The organism is Pseudomonas sp. GW821-FHT09C09 (assembly GCF_059418105.1).
Window position 1 is genome coordinate 365,715 of record NZ_JBWKPF010000005.1, and the last position, 19,025, is coordinate 384,739.

Sequence of the window (19,025 nt, forward strand, 5' to 3'; positions counted from 1 at the left end):
CGTGGGCGGGGTCTACTGTCAGAAATTACAGGTCGGCGGTGGTTTCTGACCAACGGTCACCATTGCAGCAATCGGCCATGAGGCGGCTCTTTCATGACGATGAAACCGTAATCGCCGATCAGGTAGATGCGGTAATAGAGGCTGTCCACAAGAGCTGGAAAACCTTGATAGCCGACGCGGGTGGCGTTGCGCCGTTCGCGTTCGGCGACCACGTTGGTGATGCCGGCCGAGGGCAGATTTTCCGCGAGCATGAAGTAGTCGATGTTCAGCAGATAGCGCAGCACCGGCAGCTGTTTGAACGTGCCCGTCGCACTCGCTAGCCAGCGGTCGGAGTAAGTGACCGACAGATAAATCCGCTTGGCGTCGCGCAGTTCGCGATGGGAGGAAATGTCGTGACTGAGGCTGTACAAGGCGCTGCTGGCGAAGGTTTTCTCCATCGTCAGCACCCGCCCGTAAGCGAAGGACAGCGACAGCGTCGCCAGAAGCGGAATCGCCAACAACAGGGGCAGCCGCGAGTGCAGCGACGTCAATCCGATACAGGCAAGATAGAACAGCAGCATCAGCAGCACGCCGAACCCCATCAAGGTTCGTGCACCTTCATTGAAGTCGCGAAACAACAGCGTCATGCCCGGCACCAGCAGCACAATCAGCGGCAAAGTCAGCAGGCAGCCAACGCTCAGGAGCATGCCCTTTGCGGGTGGTTCCCGGCGCAGGTGAATCTGCCGTCCTATTCGCACACCACCGAATAAGGCACACACCAGCAACACGACGAACACTGCCGTGTAGCCACCGTGAAACAGCAGCGCCACCTTCTCCAGAACCCGGCCAGAATTGATGCCGATCTGCAACAGTGGATCAGCACTGAAGTCGAGCAATTCGGTGCGTGTGGAATCCGTGAACGGATAGGCCGTGATCGCGTAGATCGACACGCCCAGCACCAGTTGCGCCAGCTTCCAGCCCGCCAGTTGCCAGAGGTCTGCCCAGGGCATGTGCCGATGAACAGCCCTGAGCAATTCCACACAGCACAGTCCGAGAAGCACGTTGAGGCTGATCTGATACAGCCCGATCGCCAGCGCCAGCAATACCGAAGGCACCAGCCATCGCTGTATCCGCGAAGTGCCGCCAAACGTGATCGCGTATATCACCGCGACCAGACTCAGGGCCATGCCGGCCCCGTCGTATTGATAGGACAGGTTCTGCAACAGGAACGGGTTGTACCAGAGCGGCAACGGCACCAGACAACAGGCGAGCGTCGGTTCGGGGAAATAGTGAAAGGTCAGTCGGGTCAGGGCCAATGACATCGCCAGCGTGGCGAGCAGCAGCGGCAACGGAAAGATGTTCGGCGCAGCGCCAGTGAGCGTCAGCGCTTTATACAGCCAGTCCATGAACAAGCGCCCCTGCCCGGCCCAGACATTGCCGGCAGCCAGGGTGCGCCAGTTGTCGTCGATATAGGGGAAGTCGGCGAGGAGCAGCGGCAGGATGTACAGCGTCGTGGCGAGCAGGAAAAACAGCACGACCTGACGGCGGCCGAGTTCGCGGTCGACAAAATCACTCATCCTCATGTCCGTGCCTCTGAAATCGTTGCCACCGATTCGATCACTAAACGTTGGAAAGCCGCTACTGTCAGGAATTACAGGTTAGCCGCCCTTTCAGACGAGCGGATGGGCATGTCCGAGCCATTGAAAATCCTCATCCCGGAAAAACAAAAGCCCCGATCATGATAATCAGGGCTTTTGGCACAACAGGCATTACGCCTTACGAAGCCGAACGCACCGCGCCTTGCGACGCATCGGCCGGTTGCAGCTTGAACACGTAGAACAGAACGGTCAGCAGCACCAGGAACGCCGGGCCGACATACAGCGCCACGCGGGTATCCGGGAAGTACGCCATCAGGCCCACCACCAGCACCAGGAACGCCAGCGCCAGATAGGAGCTGACCGGGAACAGCCACATCTTGTACTTCAGGCCGGCGCGTTCGCTGGCACTCAAGCCTTTGCGGAATTTCAGCTGGGCCAGGAGGATCATCACCCAGGTCCAGATCGCGCCGAAGGTGGCAATCGAAGTCACCCAGACGAAGACTTTTTCCGGCACCAGATAGTTGAGCAGTACGCCGATCAGCAACGCGAAAATCGACAGCAGCAATGCCCGACGCGGTACGCCGTTGGAGGTCTTGGCAAAGGCGGCAGGTGCCTGTCCGTTCTGCGCCAGGCTGTAGAGCATGCGCCCGGTGCTGAAGATGCCGCCGTTACACGACGACAGCGCGGCGGTGATTACCACGAAGTTGATAATGCCGGCGGCGGTCTTGATGCCCAGACGCTCGAAGGTCATCACGAACGGGCTGCCCTGCGTGCCGATTTCATTCCACGGGTAGATCGACAGAATCACGAACAGTGCGCCGACGTAGAACAGCAGAATCCGCCAGAACACCGAGCCGATGGCACCGGGAATGGTCTTCTGCGGGTTCTTCGCTTCACCGGCGGTCAGGCCGATCATCTCAACGCCCAGATAAGCGAACATCACCATCTGCAGCGACATCAGCACGCCCGTCACGCCGTTGGGCATGAAGCCGCCATGGGTCCACAGGTTGGAAATCCCCAGCGCCACACCGTCGTTGCCGAAACCGAAGGCGATGATGCCGATGCCGCCGAGCACCATGGCGATGATGGTGACGATCTTGATCAGGGCGAACCAGAACTCGAATTCACCGAAGGCCTTCACCGCGATCAGGTTGATCGAGCCCATGCTGACCAGCGCCGCCAGCGCCCAGATCCAGCGCGGCACATCGGGGAACCAGATGCCCATGTACACCGCCACCGCCGTGATTTCCGCGACGCAGGTCACCAGCCACAGGAACCAGTAGTTCCAGCCGGTGAGAAAGCCTGCCAGCGGGCCGAGATAATCCTGTGCGTAACGGCTGAAGGAACCCGCCACCGGGTTGTGCACGGCCATCTCGCCGAGGGCACGCATGATCACCAGGATCGCCAGACCACCGATGATGTAGGACAGCATGATTGCCGGGCCGGCCATTTCGATGGCCTTGGCCGAACCGAGGAACAGACCGACACCGATACAGGCGCCGAGCGCCATCAGACGGATATGCCGTTCGCCGAGTTCGCGTTTGAGTGGACCGCCGTTCGCGGTCTCGCCATGGGGCGGGTGATTGCCGACTGGCATGGGGGACTTCCTCGTCTTGTTATTGGATAGACCACCGAGTGTCGAAGCGTCGGCCGATAAGCCCTGGCTTCCCGACACCGCGCCGGCCTCGTGGGCGGACGCGTCCTTCAGGTCCGGGCCTGAGGATCAGAGGGGCTGGCAGTATAAAAAGCTTCCGGCAGGATATTTCACTCTAAAAACCGACTTATTCAGCGACAATCATCGTTATAAATCCGGATTTCGAGACAAACACTCCTGAAAAAACCGGATTATTCACTGCCGAAATGGGCGCCGAGTATTGCACAGCAATGGTGCAGCGTCATGCCCCTACCCAAGTCGTATTTACCCGCGAACCGCTCTGATCCGCGCTTTTTCGAGATCGGCACACACATTGCTGCCGGATTGCCCTCTGCGCAGATTTGTTCAGGGTCGAAGCTTCACAATTTTTTCACCCGCGCCAACCACCGACTAAGCTTCAGTCAAGTCCGATCAATCTGCGTGAATGGATCAATCGACTATGGGCGCTTTGTGGCAAACCGATTCGAGTGAAAAAGTGGTTCCGACTGAACGTGTGGATGAAGCGCCTGTCCCTGAGAAACCCCGTCGTAACCGGCATGGGTGGAAGGCTTTCTGGCTGTTGCTGGTGATCATTGCGATTGTGGTGGGTCTGGCCGCGATGAAGGAAATGCGCACTTCGCGTTTTCAATCCCGCGAGGTCAGCCAGTACGCCGCCAGATTGACCTATGAACTGCAACCGGGCCCCAGCGAAGCCATTCGTTATCCGGGCAACGGGCCGTTCGATCTGCGTCTGGGCTACAGCTCACTGGACGAATTCCTGCCACGACTGCTCAAGCGCAATTACGTGATCACCGAACAGACGCGCTTCTCGCCAGCGCTGCTCGGCTATACCGACAAGGGCCTGTTCGTGCCCTACTCCGAGAAAATCCAGGCCGGGCTGTCGATCACCGATTGCCGCGCCGCGCCGCTGTATCAGTACAACTATCCACAGCAGCTGTATTCGAGTTTCGAGTCGATCCCGCCGGTGGTGGTCAACAGCCTGCTGTTCATCGAAAACCGCTTTCTGCTCGACCCGAAACAACCGCTGGCCAACCCGGCGGTGGACTGGCCGCGCTTCGGCATGGCCGCGTGGTCGCAGGTTGCCAAGTTGCTGCACCTGCCGGGTCAGTCGGCGGGCGGCAGCACGCTGGCCACGCAGCTGGAAAAGTATCGCCACTCGCCCGACGGACTGACGGTGAACGGTGCCGAGAAAATCCGCCAGATGATTTCCGCCAGCGTGCGCGCCTATCAGGCCGGCCCGGACACCTTGCCGGCGCGGCGCAACATCATTCGTGACTACCTCAACAGCGTACCGTTGTCGGCGGTGCCGGGGCACGGTGAAGTCCATGGCATGGCCGAAGGCTTGCGGGTCTGGTACGGCGCCGATTTCAACGAAGCCAACAAAAAACTCGCCAGTACCGCGACCGATCCACAGACCCTGGCCGACAAGGGCCTGGCCCTGCGCGAAATGCTCTCGCTGATGATCGCCCAGCGCCGTCCTTCGCATTACCTGACCAAGGGCCGGGAAGAGCTGGCCGATCTCACCGACAGTCACCTGCGGCTGCTCAAGCAGAACGGGGTGATCGACAACGCACTGGCCGATGCCGCCCTCGCGAGCAAGGTCACCTATCGCGACTGGCAGACCCAGCCGACCATTCAGCCGATCGAAACCAACAAAGGCATCAGCGTCGCCCGCAGCCGTCTGGCCTCGATGCTCAATCGTCCGCTGTACGACCTCGACCGCCTCGACCTCTCGGCCACCAGCACCCTGCAAGGCGAGCTGCAAACCCAGGCCACCGCCTACCTGAAAAAACTCGCCGACCCGGCCTACGCCGCCGAAATCGGTCTGCTCGGCGAACGTCTGCTGACGCCCACCAGCACCACTCAAGTGCGCTACAGCTTCACCCTGTTCGAACTGACCCCGGACGGCTCGCGGGTGCGGGTACAGACCGACAGCACCGACCAGCCGTTCGACATCAACGAGGGCAGCAAACTGGAACTGGGCTCCACGGCGAAGATGCGGGTGCTGACCACCTACCTGCAAATCATCTCCGAGCTGCATGACAAGTACGGCGCCATGAGCGTGCCGGAACTGAAGAAAGTCGACGTGCCGGATCAGGACCGCCTGACCCAGTGGGTGATCGATTACCTGATCCAGAACAAGGATCACGATCTGTCGAAGATGCTCGGCGCCGCCCTCGACCGCAAATATTCCGCCAGCCCCGGCGAGGCGTTTTTCACCGGTGGCGGGCTGCACGTGTTCCATAACTTTCGCAAGGAAGACAACGGCCGCATGCCGACCTTGCGCGATGCCCTGCGCGAGTCGATCAACCTGCCGTTCATTCGCCTGATGCGCGATCTGGTGCGCTACACCACCTACTCCGGCCCCAACAACAGCGCCGAGCTGCTCAAGGATGATCGCGACCCGCGGCGTCAGGAATACCTCGCTTCGTTCGCCGACCGCGAAGGCACTTCGTTCCTGCTCAAGTTCTGGAAGAAGTACAAGAACAAGGACACCCAGGCCCGCCTCGACACCTTCCTCGACAGCATGCGCCCGACGCCGATCCGCATGGCCGCGGTACACCGTTACCTGCTGCCCAACGCCAGCCAGGAAGACTTCAACAGCTTTGTCCGCTCGCATCTGAAAGGCGTGAAAATCACTGAAAAACTCACCGACGAGCGCCTCGAGCGGCTTTATCTGGCCTACGGCCCCGGCACCTACGATTTGCCCGACCAAGGCTTCATCGCCAAGGTCCACCCGCTGGACCTGTGGCTGATCGGCTACCTGCTCAACCACCCGGACGCGACCTGGGGCCAGATCGTCAAGGCCAGCCAGTTCGAGCGTCAGGAAGTCTACAGCTGGCTGTTCAAGAGCAAGCACAAGGGCGCCCGGGACAGCCGGATCCGCACCATGCTGGAGATCGAAGCCTTCCTCGATATCCATCAGCGCTGGCAGAAAGTCGGCTATCCGTTCGATCACCTGGTGCCGTCGCTGGCCACCGCCATCGGCAGCTCCGGCGACCGCCCCGCCGCGCTGGCCGAGTTGATCGGCACCATTCTCAATGACGGCGTGCGCATGCCGACCCTGCGCATCGACAGCCTGCACTTTGCAGCCGGCACGCCTTACGAGACCAAAGTGGTCAACGACCCGCATGTGGGCAAACGGGTGATGCCGTCGGAAGTCGCCACGGCGATGCGTGAAGCGCTTTCGCAAGTGGTGGACTCAGGCACGGCCAAACGTGTATCAGGCAGTTTCAAACTGAACGACGGAACACCGCTGACCATGGGCGGAAAAACCGGCACCGGCGACAACCGCATCGAGGCCATCGGTTCCGGCGGGCGCATTTTGAGTTCCAAGTCGATCAACCGCACGGCGACCTTCGTGTTCTACATCGGCGACCACCATTTCGGCACGCTCACCGCATTCGTTCCGGGACGCTCGGCGGAGAACTTCAAGTTCACCTCGGCCCTGCCGGTGCAGGTACTCAAGGGCATGGCGCCGATCCTGATGCCATATCTGCAGCCGGGCAGCGATTCGCAATGCCGACCACCGCAGGTTCCCCAGGTCGCTCTGATGAACCTGCCATCGCATAACGCTGATTGAAGCGGTGGAGGCAATAACTAATTATTTTATGCATTCCAATATTCAATGTTTCACCTGCCAGGTTCGCACTCGAACAACAGGCTTTTGAACTAATACTCCGCACTCTTGAACGTTAGGCTGAATCTTCCTGACTTATTCAAGGCTGTACCCATGACTGCAACAACTGAATACAAAGGGCAACATTACGAATTAATCAAATCGCGGATCGATCCGGTATTTATCGATATGAAGCCGTACCACGGTGAAGCGTTGAGAAAGATCAAACTTCGTCGTGAATCGTGGATGACGCCGCCACTGGCCCGGGTCAATAAAAACGCCTGGGCAGCCCGTAACAATGCCGACAAGGCACTGAACCGACTGAAAGACATTCACTCGTTTGCCAAACCGCTGCTGAAAACCCGTTTGCGGGAAAGAACCGGCATCGACGTCGATATCGAGAACACGGTTCTGATGCTGTACCGCGAAGCCAGATCGCCCTGGTACGTGATAGAAACATTGAGTGGCTCAACCACAAGAAAAGTGTCATTGCTCGAAGCCGCATTGAACAACTTTTCCCATAACGAAACTTACGCCTCGAACTCCGCGTTTCTCGTCAAAAGAGAACATGTGAACGATCAGTACGATATTTCGCCACTTGATCGGCTGATGACCGTTGCCCAGTTCCAGACGCTGTGTCGGGAACTGGATATCGGCAGGCTCTATCAAGCGCACCTGCAGGACATGCTGTTGAACGACGAGCCGGTGGCGCGCAGCTATATGCAGTCACTGATTGTGCAGAGTCACAAGGCCACGCTGCAGGCAGCCGCGCACATGGCGCTGGCGCGAAAGGAGATCAGCCGCGAAGGTTTTCAACTGATCCGCGCCCTGCTCGATGGTCGCGTGGCGCTCAAGCTCGGCCAGCAGCCGATGCACGCCTGCGAACTGAACATCATGGATCTGAAGCTGACCGGCATCCTGATCCTGCGTCCCGATCCCGCTCAGCCGCTGCATTCCTCGCGGGTCATCGTCTACGTCCCCCACGACCCCGAACATCCGTTGAAGGAATACGACTCCCACCTCGCCTTTCTCAAGGAACTGTCTGCTCAGTTGCAGAGGAACGAAACCCTGGCCTCCACCGGTGGCAATTACTGGCAGTTCTTCAGTCAGTTCGTCGATCACCATGAGCGCGGGCACTTTTTTGCCGATCTCAAACAGCGTCTGACGCATGTGAATTGGTATCCACACGAACGCGGAGACTCGCGTCCGTCCTGGCGCGAAACACCGATCAGCAACCCGAACCTGCAATACGGCGCAACAGCCATCACCGGGGCACTGTGGGAGTCCCTCTATCAGCGGCAGCTCGACAAGATCCTCAACGATGCACGCAACATCGCCGTGCCTACCGCCGATGCAGACAAAAATGCTCGCGCAGACTGGTGGGCGAACATCTTCAAGATTGCCCAGGACATCCTGAACGTGGCGGTGATGGTGGCTGCGCCCTTCGTGCCTGTCGTCGGCCTTGCAATGCTCGGCTACACCGCCTGGCAATTGACCAACGAGGTCATCGAAGGTGTGGTGGATCTGACACTGGGCCATTGGGAGGAAGCCGCGGAGCATGTGGTGGGGGTGGTCAACGATGTATTGCAACTAACGGCTTTCGCCATTGGCGGCGTCATCGCCAAGCCGTTGCTGCTGAAGCTGTCTCCCTTGATTGAAAACATGAAAACGATACGTTCGTTCGATGGCAGCACACGCTTGTGGCACCCGGATCTCAAACCGTACGAGCAGTCGCGACTGACGCTGCCGGGTGGCTCAAAACCTGATGCTCTGGGCCTGCATCAACATGCGGGCAAGACCGTTCTGCCGCTGGAGGGCAAGCACTATGCGGTCAGGTTCGATCGCCACAGCGGTCACTATCGTGTCGAGCACCCTTCCCGACCGCAGGCTTATTCACCACGACTGCAGCACAACGGTCGGGGGGCCTGGACTCACGAGGCCGAGTCACCCCATGAGTGGGAAGGCGCGCGCCTGATGCGCCGGATCGGGCATTCGGTCGACGGTCTGAGTGACGCCGAGCTGGAACAAATACGCCACATCAGTGGCACGCCGTTCGACTCGCTGCGCCGGATGCATGTGGAAAACACCCCGCCACCGCCGTTGCTGGACGATACGCTCACCCGCTTCAAGACCTGGCAGGAAGCCAGAAACATCGGCGAACTCATTCGTACCGGGCAGCCGCTTTATCCGGAGTCGCACTGGTTCGACCGGATAGTCCCTGACATGCCGGGCTGGCCTGCCGACAAGGCCCTGAAGGTCTGGCAAAACAACGATCTGACCGGTGCTTACAGGCTATACGGCAATCCCCGGGCTTCTGAGGGTCATACACTGTCCATCGGCATTGCCGATGTAATGGACAACAAACTCCCTGAACGGCTGGTGGACTTTCTCGGCGACGCCGACATGCAATCCCTGCTCGGCGGGAACTACCCGAAAGCCCGACGAGCGCAAATCCTGCGCATCCGCCTGGCCGATATCGTGCGAACCCGGGAAGGCGAAATCTTCGATTATCACTACCGCTTCAAGAATCGCACTGTCGATACGCTGGCCCAGATAGTCCAGCGCCGGTTCCCGCGCTTGTCCGCACGGCTTGCCGAATCGGTGGCCAGCGAGGCGACAGCTGCCGAACACAGCATCATGACCGACCAGCAACGCATCCCGTTGCGACTGAAGAGTCAGGCTCGCGAAATCGAATTCGAGGTTCTGGCGACCCGGGCAAACGAGGTGATGCACGATCCGGCGTTGTTGACACCCGACAACGAACGGCTCGCCCTCAATGCCCTGAAAATTTACACCAACGTCTTCGAAAACCTGCGCATTGAGGTGCGAGATGGCTCTGATGACGGCCCGTTGCGGTGCAGCGCCGGCCGAGAGGATGCCGCCACGGTGCACAGGCTGATCAGGAATGAACACGGCCGTTATGAAGTGCATGACCGCGCTGACAACAGGCTCCAGGACGCCAGCGATTTCTATGAAGCCGTTCTGTCGGCCATTCCCGAAACCAGGCGCACGGCGCTGGGCTACCGCACAGGTCAAGGGAGAATGCTCAAGCGATGGGTGATGGAATTGACGGAGGCGCCAGCCGAGCGCCGGATCGTGCTGGCGCGCCCTCCCATCCGCCCGTTCGTAGCGCTGGAAACCGAATTGTTGTTGCGCGGCCCGAGGCTTTCCAAGGCGCCGCTGACCGTGGAAGAGAAAGTCAGAAACCTCTACCCGCATTTCAGCGAAACAGAGGTGGCGACGTTCACCCGGTCATTGCACGGCACCGGGGATGCCCACTGGAAAGTCGAACAGTTGGAGCATGAACTCAAAAAACTGAAGAAAATACTCGAATCCTGGGAGCATAAATTCCGGGCAGAAGGTGCGCCGGTTGACTTCGAAAGCATGGGGGTGCCGCAAACCTACTGGGAATATCGACGCAAGGGCGGGCGCTTTATCGCCGACCGTTTGCTGGAATGTTTCGAACGCAGATCCGAGGTCTTCCAGGAACGCAGTACCAGTCTTGAGAGCGGGTATGCGCTGGATTTGTCGAAAGAGATGCTGCCCCATGACCTTCAACATTGGTGGGGACAGTTGCCCGACGACCTCAAACCCTGGCTCGATCAGATCACGACACTGAACCTGGATGGTCAGGGGTTTTCTTCGGCCTCCAACGGGTTGTTGAAGCATTTCCCTCAGTTGCGTCAATTGAGCGCCAGACACTGCGGACTAAAGACACTGCCGGCCGGCATCAGCCAGATGCAGCGTCTGGAAACCCTGCGTCTGAGCGACAACCAGCTGCAACTGACACCCACCAACACGCAGCATCTGAATACGCTGACACGCCTGGAAACCCTGAGACTGGACAACAATCCCATCAGCATCCCCCTGTCGGTCGGGCGTATGCCGAGGTTGCGAATCCTGAGCCTGATCAATACGCAGATCGACGCCTGGCCGTTGGGCCTGTTCGATGTTCCACGCCCCCGAGGATTTTTTCTCGATCTGGGCAACAATCCGCTCAGATACATCCCCGAAGTACGGCCCGGTTCCGATGAGGCACGATTGATCGCCCGTACTCGCGTCCATCTGGATCAACTCAACAGACGAGCCCGCACCACCTACGAGCAATATCGAAGGTCAGTGGGTATGCGCCCTTCGCAAAGCTACGCGACCGTTGCCGAAGACTTGCTGGAGCAGTGGCCGGTCTCCGTGGACACCGAACTGGCCGATGAAACACCCGGCATCGGCGCTCTTCGCCCCGAGGCGTGGCACGAACTGGCAAGCGAGCCCGGCTCCGATGGATTTTTTCAGGTGCTGCAGGATCTGACCCGTTCTGCCGATTACGAGCAGGGTGGCGAGGCGCTGGATCAGTTGACCGACCGCGTCTGGCGCATGATCGACGCGATGGACATCGACACCCGGCTGCGCGAGGAGCTGTTCCTGATGTCGACCGATCCCGAAGGTTGCGAAGATGCCGGAGCCCAGTTGTTCAACAGCATGGGAATACGCGTACTGGAGTCGGAGGCTCGCACTTTTTCCAGCTCTCCCGAGGAGCTTGAACGCCGACTGGTGAGACTGGCCAAAGGTGCTGCGCGACTCAGGCAGGTCAATGAGATCGCCCGGGCCGATATCGCCGCCAGGCAGGGCGAACCGGATGAGGTGGAAGTCCATCTGGCCTATGAAACCGGTCTGGCCAGACGCCTTGAACTGCCCTGGCAATCCGAAGCCATGAAATTTCGTCGGGTCGCCGGGGTAAGCGATGAAACCATCGATGCCGCCTACGACCGGATCATCGACGATGAAGCCGGTGACGGACTGGTAGCGCAGATGCTCGACCAGCCATTCTGGGATCGGTATCTGCGTGAAACCTGGACCGGGGAGCTTGCGGCCAATACCCGCCGGTTTCAGGAAAAAGCCGATCTGCTGATCGATCTGCAGGCAGCCCAGGAGCGCTGGGTCGAGTCGGACGACCGTTCACCGCCACTCAGGCAGGCGCTCGCCGAACTGGCGCGCCGATTGTCCATACCGGACGCCGTCGTCTTCACACCTGAAAAGATGAGCCAGCAGGCCTTCGACCGGCTACTGGAGGACTTGGGCAAGCAGGAGAAAGCGTTGGACAGAAGGCTGACACGCGAAGCGATGGCACGCGCAGGTATCTGAGCCCTTGAACGGCATCCTGAAGACAACCCTTGCTGGTTGTCTTCAGGACCTGCGCTACACCTCCGAATCCCAGATCACCGTGACATTACCGGCGTATCGCCTGGCCTGGCCGGGCTGCAACATCTGTTCGACATACTCCCTGGGTATTTCGAAATGCAACGTGCCCGCGGTCCGGTCCAGAAACCGGTCCGGTTGAAATCCCGCAGCATCAGGGCTGGAGGTCAGCGGCCGACGGCGCACCGGCTGGCCTGCATGGTCGGTGATACTGTCGGGCAGGCTGACACTCACGAACACCTGTGCATCGGCTCCGCCGCCCTCCGTGTCCCGTAACCCGCAGGACTGCGCGCCGCCATGCTGGCATTCGATAAACATCTTGAACCGCGACGACGACGAAATATTGAAGGTCTGATCGCGGAACAACCGAACCGGTTTGCGCCCCTGCTGCAGCCAGGTCTGCCAGCCGCCTTGTGGCACCAGTACGACCTTGTTGCCGCCGGGGGGAATGTCGACCTTGAGCACATGCTGCACATCCAGTACGAACCTGAAGGTCACGGCCGAATTGTCCGGCAACAGATTGTCGCCGGTATCGATGTCCATGCCGGGACCGACGCCATAGTTCAATGCGCCGGTGTACAGGCCGGCCGACATCTGCAGCGGGTTCGGCGTACGCAGCTCATAGGCCACATCCAGATAGCCGTAAGACATCCACGGAATCATGAACGCCGTCTGTTTGGCGCATGTGCCTTCGACGGGCATTTTCCAGAAGAAACGGTAGAAGTCCGGTCCGTGAGATGACATCGCCGCTGCGCGGCAAGGTAACGGCGCAAATCCCCAACTGGTTCCCCACAGTCTGTGGTGCGCCTGCTGATCGTTGGCTTCACCCGTCAGGTTGACCGCCGTGTCGCTCAGAACGTACTGAGAGCCGAAACCGCCGATGCGCATTTCCACCGTCGCCGACTCACCCGTGAACACATTGGTGACCACCAAACTGCGCCATTGCGCGGGCATGCTGAACATCGCACCGTTGCGCTCGGACGCCCCCGGTTCGACCGCCTGAACCGAGGCGAAACGCAACGGCAGCCTGACACCGGACAAAGGTTTGCAATCATTGGGGTAATTACCGCAATAACCACTCTGGGGCGTCTGGTTGATGAAGGTGTTGGTCTGTGGATTGGCCGGATCGGGGATGTAGACCGCACGAATTTCCTGCGTCACAGCCAATGCCGCTGACGACAGCAGTCCTGCGCACACACCGAACCACCCTTTTGCCTGATTGAACCTGTTGATCTTGCGCAACCCTGAAACCATTACCAGCTCCTTGCTCAGCAATCGGTCTGTTGTACTCCAAACGATCAGCCCGCCGGGGCCGCCACGTTGAAAATGATGTTGACGCTGCCGTAGTAATCGCCGGGCTTGTATCCGTCCGGGAGGGCCCGTGGTTCGATTTCCAGTTGCACCCGTTTACCCGCCACCGCCTCCTCGCGGGACACGACCTGACGCGGCACCGGATGATTGCTCAGTTCCGTGCCGTTGAAAGTAACGCGCAGGCTGATGTCGTTCCGTGAGTCCTGGCCGCTGGAGAGAATGGCGAAGCTTTCGAGACGGGCTTCGATGGCACTGCTGTCGGTACGCACATCGAAGTTCTTGCGCAAGCCACCCAGCGTTGAAGTCGTCAGATTCCAGGGCAATGTCTGCTGAAGGTGAATCCAGTCCGCTTCAGTGGGGATCACGTAGAACTCCAGGGTCGGAATATCCACGGAGACTTCGAAGATGTGTTTCTCCTGGGCCGCAAATACGCCTCCCACCATTGGCGTCGAAGCGCCGAGGGTCACGGCAATGACCGCTTGCTTGATCATGTCACTTCCTTTTGCGTGGATAAAAACCGCCTCCCTGGCGGCTTCGTTTCCGGACGGTGACCCCGTCACGCAGGATCGCCGATACCTTTCATTCCCCTGGAGATTTGGCGTTGAACACCAGATTGACCGTGCCAGAGTAGTCGCCGGGTTTGTATACCCCTCCTATCTTGACGGGTTTGATTTCCAGCAACACCCGGGCCCCCCCGGCGGCCATTTCACGGGATACCACTTCACGGGAAGGAGTACTCGCGGGCAATTGCACACCGTTGAAAAAGACATGCAACTGAATCAGTTCATCCACCTTGCCGGTTGACAGGTAAGGCGACCCCTCAAGACGCGCTTCGATGGCACTGGTGTCGTTACGTACATCGAAATGCTTGCGCAAACTGCCCAGTGTCGAGCTCACAGGATCCCAGTCGAGCCGCTGGGGGCGGTGAATCCAGTCCGACTCCGACGGAATAACGTAAAAGGGCCGGCTCGGGACCGACAATGCCACCTGGAAAGTATGCTCTTCACGGGCAGCCTGGCTCTCCTCGCTGCCCCAGAGCGCCATCAATGCAATCCCCATCCACAGCTTGTTCATGGCCATTACCCGCCCGCCACTTTCAGGTCCTTGCGGTGCTCACCCTCGATCAGTTTGAAGCGGTACTCACGGCCCGCCTCCTTGTCGAAAGCAAACGTTTTGCCGGCCAGCACATGATGCTTGGTGGTCGCGCCACATTCGCTTTCCCGTGCTTGCGAGCAGTTCTTGAACTCATCGACGACCAAAACCGTATTGCCGTTGTTACGCAACTCAAAACGTTTCGGGGTTTCATTGACCACCGTGTCATAACGGCTGTCCTTGGGGCGCACAAAAAACACAATGCCAAAACCGGTCATCACGTTGACACCCGCCGACAAGGCTTTCCTGTAGTCCTCGCGCTCCTCGCTGGACACCACGAAGTTGTCCTCCTTCTCCGGTACCACCGGCACGAAACGCACCCGGAAGTAACGTTCGCGGTCACGCTCGCCCATATACAGCAGGCGCGTGCCCTGCATCCCCTTCGCCGGAATGATCAACCGCGCCGGACTGGCCATCAGACCATTGCGCGAAGCGCCGTCGACGGAAGCTTCAACCGGAATTTCCCGGGGCTTGCCATCAGGGTCGTAGACGATTTCCAGTACGTTGACCTTGACGAAGGCCGTGCTGTCGCCGCTGTTGAACACGCGCTTCAGATAGGTACTTTTACTGCCATCCAGATAGTCGTATACGGTGCCGACATTGATCTGCGGCCCGGCATTCGCTGCTCCGCAGAGCAGTCCCAGCACACTCGACAAAAACAGACGTTTCATCGCTTTCACTCCATGAAAAAAATAACGGCCGGCTCGGGCGATCAAGCCTCCGAGTCCCAGACGACGGTGATGTAACCGAGGAACGTGTCGTTCATCCCTGGCTTGAGCAGATTCTCGATGGAGCCCTTGGGCATCTCGAACCGCAGTGAGCCCTGTTTTCGGTCAACGTAATGCCCCGGCTGGAACGGGCCTGCCCATTCCTTGTGCCGCAAGCCGAGATGAGTGACGGTCCCGCCGCCACTGGGCCCCTCGATGCCCGGGGGCAAACTCAACTTCACCTCGACATAAGTACGGTCACCCGAGGTAGGGCTACGCAAATTGCATTGGCTGGGAGCAAACGATTCGGCGCACTCGAGCATCACCTTGAAGCGCGATGAGGCCGAGATGAAGAATGTCTGGTCGCGATAGATCCGCGATGGTTTGTGACCTCCATCGATCCAGCGCTGCCATCCGCCCTCGGGCTCCAGAGAGACTTTGTCGCCGTGCGGTGGCAGGTCGACCTTCAGGGTGTGTTGCACATCCAGTACGAAGTCCAGAGTCAGGTTGCCGTCGTCCGGCACCATCATCGACCCCATCTGGAAATCGCCGGTGGGACCGAGGGTGTAGGACAGCGATCCGGTGTACAGCCCGGAGGACATGCCCAGCGGATTGGGTGTACGCAACTCATAGGCGAAATCGAGGGTGTTGAACGATATCGAAGGAATCTGGTACGCGGCCACTTTGGTACAGGCGGCCGCTACCGGCGCCTTCCAGAAAAACCGGTAGGTCGCGGGACTATAGACACCTACGCCACTGTATCCACACGGAGACGGAGCGTAGACCCAACTGCTGCTGGTCCAGAGTTTCTGATGTCCTTCAAGGATGTCTGTCACCCCCACCAGATTGGCGGCCGAATCGCTCAGGGTAAAGTTGGACCCGATACCGATGATTCGCACTTCGACGGTTTCGGTTTCCTGTGTGTCCCGGTTCGTGATCGTCAACCGCCGCCAATTGGCAGGGGCCTTCACCCCCAGCCCATCGCCGGGATTCACGGCATGCGTGGACGAGAACCGCACCGGCATCTGAATGCTGAACATATTGTTCACGGAGCACTGATCGGGATAAGTCGCGCAATAACCGCTGTTCGGCGTTTTGTTGACGAATACGTTCTTGTTCGGCTGGGAGGGGTCAGGCTGGAACAAAGCCCTGATCTCATGGTTGGCCGCCTCTGGCGAAGACGCGATGAGCATCGCCAGCAGCCCTGACCAATACGAAGTCTTTTTCATGGTCTCATCCCGCCTTCTGTTCCGTAGAGGAGAGATCGGCCAGAGTGTCCGGCGTGCAGCGCAGGTCGCCGATCATCAGCACATTGTTTTCGCTGCGATGCTCCTTCTCGTTGAGGCGGAACTGGCAAAGCAGGTTGTTATCGCGGCGTACTTCGAGGGTCGGTGAGCCGGCGTTCATTTCCATCGAGAAGAACCCGTCGACTTCCGTCACCCCACGACTGGCGTGGTTGATCACATGATGTCCCTTGAGAGGCCGCCCCTGCTCATCGAGCAGACGGCCAAGAACGGTGAGGGTTTTCATCACCCGGATATGTCGGTAATCCACGCCGCCCTTGTTCAGGTGATAGCGGGTGCGGGCCGGCGCGATGGTCGCGGCGGGCACATGATTGCCTTCGAAGTCGAAGCTTACGGAGCTGTTCTGGTAAGCGGTCAGCGGAATGAAATTGCGCCCCGGCTTCAACGCCGCACCGCCACCGCTGAGATCGTCGGCCCGCAGGACGATCCCGTCGATGTCCGACTCCACGTCGACGATCATGCCGGCCCCGCGCATCTCGTATTCGCTGGTCATCAACATCTTGTCTCCGCCCATCACCAGCGTGCTGTCAAGGTTCAGACCACCGGTGAACTTGTTGTTGTAGGACGAGCGCTGAACGAAACCGTCGCCGTTGACCGTGTCGGTGCGGAAATTGGCCAGGCTCGACAGGCCCATGCCGTAGGTGTCGCTCAGCGCGGTGACCGAGACGTTTTGCAGCACGTGATCCTTGAAGTCCTTGCGCCAGCCGAGCGAGGCATTGTTGTCACGGCCGCCGTCGCGATCGGTGCGAGAGCCAATGCTGCCGGTCAACTGCTGGCCCGGTGCGCCGATGGCCAGGTTCAGGCTCAGGTCAACGCCCCGGCTGCGGTCATCACCACTGCTGAAACTGCCCGGCCGGTCGAACAGCGACAGGCGCCAGTTGGCATCGTTGCCGAACAGCACCGCGCGCCGGTTCCAGCCCAGATCCACACCGACGCCTTCGACGTTGCCTTCGCTGTGAGAAACCCGGGCGTTGAGGGAGTTGCGCTGATCGACCCGATGGTTGATCGCCAGTGACGAGTTGCTGGTCTGGCCGACAAACACGTTGCGCTGCCGGATGCGGGTACCATCAGGCAGGGTTTCGTAGAGGTTGGTGGTGTCCAGCCAGCTACGGTTATGGCTGAGGATCAGGCTGCCGGCACCGTAGTTGTAGAGGCTTTGCAGATCCAGACCGGTGCCGTAATCCCGGGTCTGGTAGACGTTGGCATACAGACTGAGGTGATTGGCCAGGGTCCAGTCGATAGACGTGCCATATTGCAGTTTTTCCCGGATCTGTCTTGCCGATAACCCGAGAATCACCCGTGGATGCGCCAGGTAGTTGATCGACGCGCCGGCCGTGGGACTGCCACTGGCCTGTTGATCCCAGTTGCTGAGCAGCTTGCTCTCTTCGCCGGCGAACAGGTTGTAGCGCCAGCGCTCGTCGAGGTTGCGCCAGTTGTTCGGTTTGTAGACCAGCTCTTGAGTGGTGGAGGTGATCTGGCCGTCTTCGATCAGTCGCACTTCCACTTCATAGATGCCACCGGGTAATGGCCTGGTGTCCAGGGTCTGCAATCCGGCAGGCACCGACTGGGTATTGATCAGCAGGCCGTCGCGGTAGATCTCCACCGACCCCTGACGGTTGGCGGTGACATAAATCGGGTAGACGCTGGGCATCGCATTGTTGATGGCCAGACTGTCGGAGCTGCCGTACATCACACCGACCGCCGTATCGGGGCTGGTGCCGAACGTACGCGGCTGACGGGTCAGGCCTTCGGAATTGGGGGTGAAATAGCCCAGGCGAAAGAAGCTGCCTTGCAGCTCGCGCTGGGTGTAAAGCTCGTGCACGGCGTGGTACAGCTTGTCGTCGGGACCGCCCATGCGCGCCAGTTGCATGTTGAACGTCTGGCTCCAGTTGCCCAGACTGCCGCTGGCCTCCAGGCCATAGCGCCCGCCCAGGTCCTGATCCTGGCCACCATTGAGATTGAGCTGGTTACGCACCATCAGACCACTGCTGCCTTCCTGAGGCTGGTCGTGATAACGCTTGGCCTCGAGATCGCGCTCGGCATTGCGGGTAAGGATCGAGACCAGGGAGCTTTCCAGGTTGTAGTGCACCGCCAGCACGTCATTCGGGCACGCACCGGTGCAATCGCCCAATGGCACACCCGGCTTGAGATAAGCCGCCCATTTCTCCCGCTCGGCGGGGCCGTAGCGGTTCTCGCTGGTATCGGTGAATTCGAGCAGGGTGATGCGATCATCGCGCGAGAGCACCACCAAAGCCTCGCCCAGCGGTTGTTGATCAAGCTCGACCCGCACCGCCAGGGGGACGTCGAAGAAATGCTCCTCGAAATCCGCCGGCAAACCTTTGGCTTGCGCCAGCAGACTACGAGGTGTCGTACCCGCAGGAGCAGGGGCCGCCATCGCACCGGCACAAAACAGCAGCGCAAGGGCGACCGCGATGGGTGTCATCGGGAACATGAACGCTTACTCTGATTTCGAACAAGTTGAAATCCGGCGGGGACAATCGGGGAGTG

The 19,025-nt window shown here is 59.5% G+C and carries 10 protein-coding genes; 2 read left to right on the forward strand and 8 right to left on the reverse strand.

Annotated features, from left to right (window positions below; all coding sequences use genetic code 11):
• Positions 1–56 precede the first annotated feature (56 nt).
• Both AC07NR_RS18220 and AC07NR_RS18225 read right to left on the reverse strand, forming a co-directional pair.
• On the reverse strand, positions 57–1,562 hold the full coding sequence (locus AC07NR_RS18220) for a glucosyltransferase domain-containing protein (protein ID WP_495079092.1): 1,506 nt from the start codon (positions 1,560–1,562) through the stop codon (positions 57–59).
• A gap of 193 nt (positions 1,563–1,755) precedes the next feature.
• Positions 1,756–3,174: an amino acid permease gene (locus tag AC07NR_RS18225; RefSeq protein WP_495079093.1), complete on the reverse strand. Its 1,419-nt coding sequence runs from the start codon at positions 3,172–3,174 to the stop codon at positions 1,756–1,758.
• A gap of 496 nt (positions 3,175–3,670) precedes the next feature.
• On the opposite strand from AC07NR_RS18225, the gene AC07NR_RS18230 reads away from it, so the two are divergent.
• Together AC07NR_RS18230 and AC07NR_RS18235 are read left to right on the forward strand one after the other, a co-directional pair.
• Positions 3,671–6,814 carry a transglycosylase domain-containing protein gene (locus tag AC07NR_RS18230; RefSeq protein WP_495079094.1) on the forward strand — a complete coding sequence of 1,048 codons (3,144 nt, stop codon included), beginning with the start codon at positions 3,671–3,673 and terminating at the stop codon, positions 6,812–6,814.
• A 150-nt stretch (positions 6,815–6,964) separates the two neighbouring features.
• Entirely contained in the window at positions 6,965–11,989 is a 5,025-nt protein-coding gene (locus AC07NR_RS18235; protein ID WP_495079095.1) for an NEL-type E3 ubiquitin ligase domain-containing protein, read from the forward strand.
• Positions 11,990–12,043: 54 nt separating this feature from the next.
• Here AC07NR_RS18235 and AC07NR_RS18240 read toward each other — a convergent pair whose 3' ends face one another.
• From AC07NR_RS18240 to AC07NR_RS18265, 6 genes are all read right to left on the reverse strand, one after another.
• Positions 12,044–13,276 carry a hypothetical protein gene (locus AC07NR_RS18240; protein WP_495079207.1) on the reverse strand — a complete coding sequence of 411 codons (1,233 nt, stop codon included), beginning with the start codon at positions 13,274–13,276 and terminating at the stop codon, positions 12,044–12,046.
• A 65-nt stretch (positions 13,277–13,341) separates the two neighbouring features.
• The gene (locus tag AC07NR_RS18245; RefSeq protein WP_305833529.1) at positions 13,342–13,845 is read right to left on the reverse strand and encodes a CS1 type fimbrial major subunit; all 504 of its coding nucleotides are present in this window, start codon (positions 13,843–13,845) and stop codon (positions 13,342–13,344) included.
• Between the two features lie 88 nt (positions 13,846–13,933).
• Complete coding sequence (locus AC07NR_RS18250) at positions 13,934–14,428, reverse strand: CS1 type fimbrial major subunit (RefSeq protein WP_305833530.1); 495 nt, start codon at positions 14,426–14,428, stop codon at positions 13,934–13,936.
• A 5-nt stretch (positions 14,429–14,433) separates the two neighbouring features.
• Positions 14,434–15,177 carry a molecular chaperone gene (locus AC07NR_RS18255; protein ID WP_423204225.1) on the reverse strand — a complete coding sequence of 248 codons (744 nt, stop codon included), beginning with the start codon at positions 15,175–15,177 and terminating at the stop codon, positions 14,434–14,436.
• Between the two features lie 41 nt (positions 15,178–15,218).
• On the reverse strand, positions 15,219–16,442 hold the full coding sequence (locus AC07NR_RS18260) for a hypothetical protein (protein ID WP_305833532.1): 1,224 nt from the start codon (positions 16,440–16,442) through the stop codon (positions 15,219–15,221).
• Between the two features lie 4 nt (positions 16,443–16,446).
• A complete protein-coding gene (locus tag AC07NR_RS18265) occupies positions 16,447–18,969 on the reverse strand; it encodes a TcfC E-set like domain-containing protein (protein ID WP_495079096.1) in 2,523 nt (840 codons plus the stop codon).
• Positions 18,970–19,025: the final 56 nt, after the last annotated feature.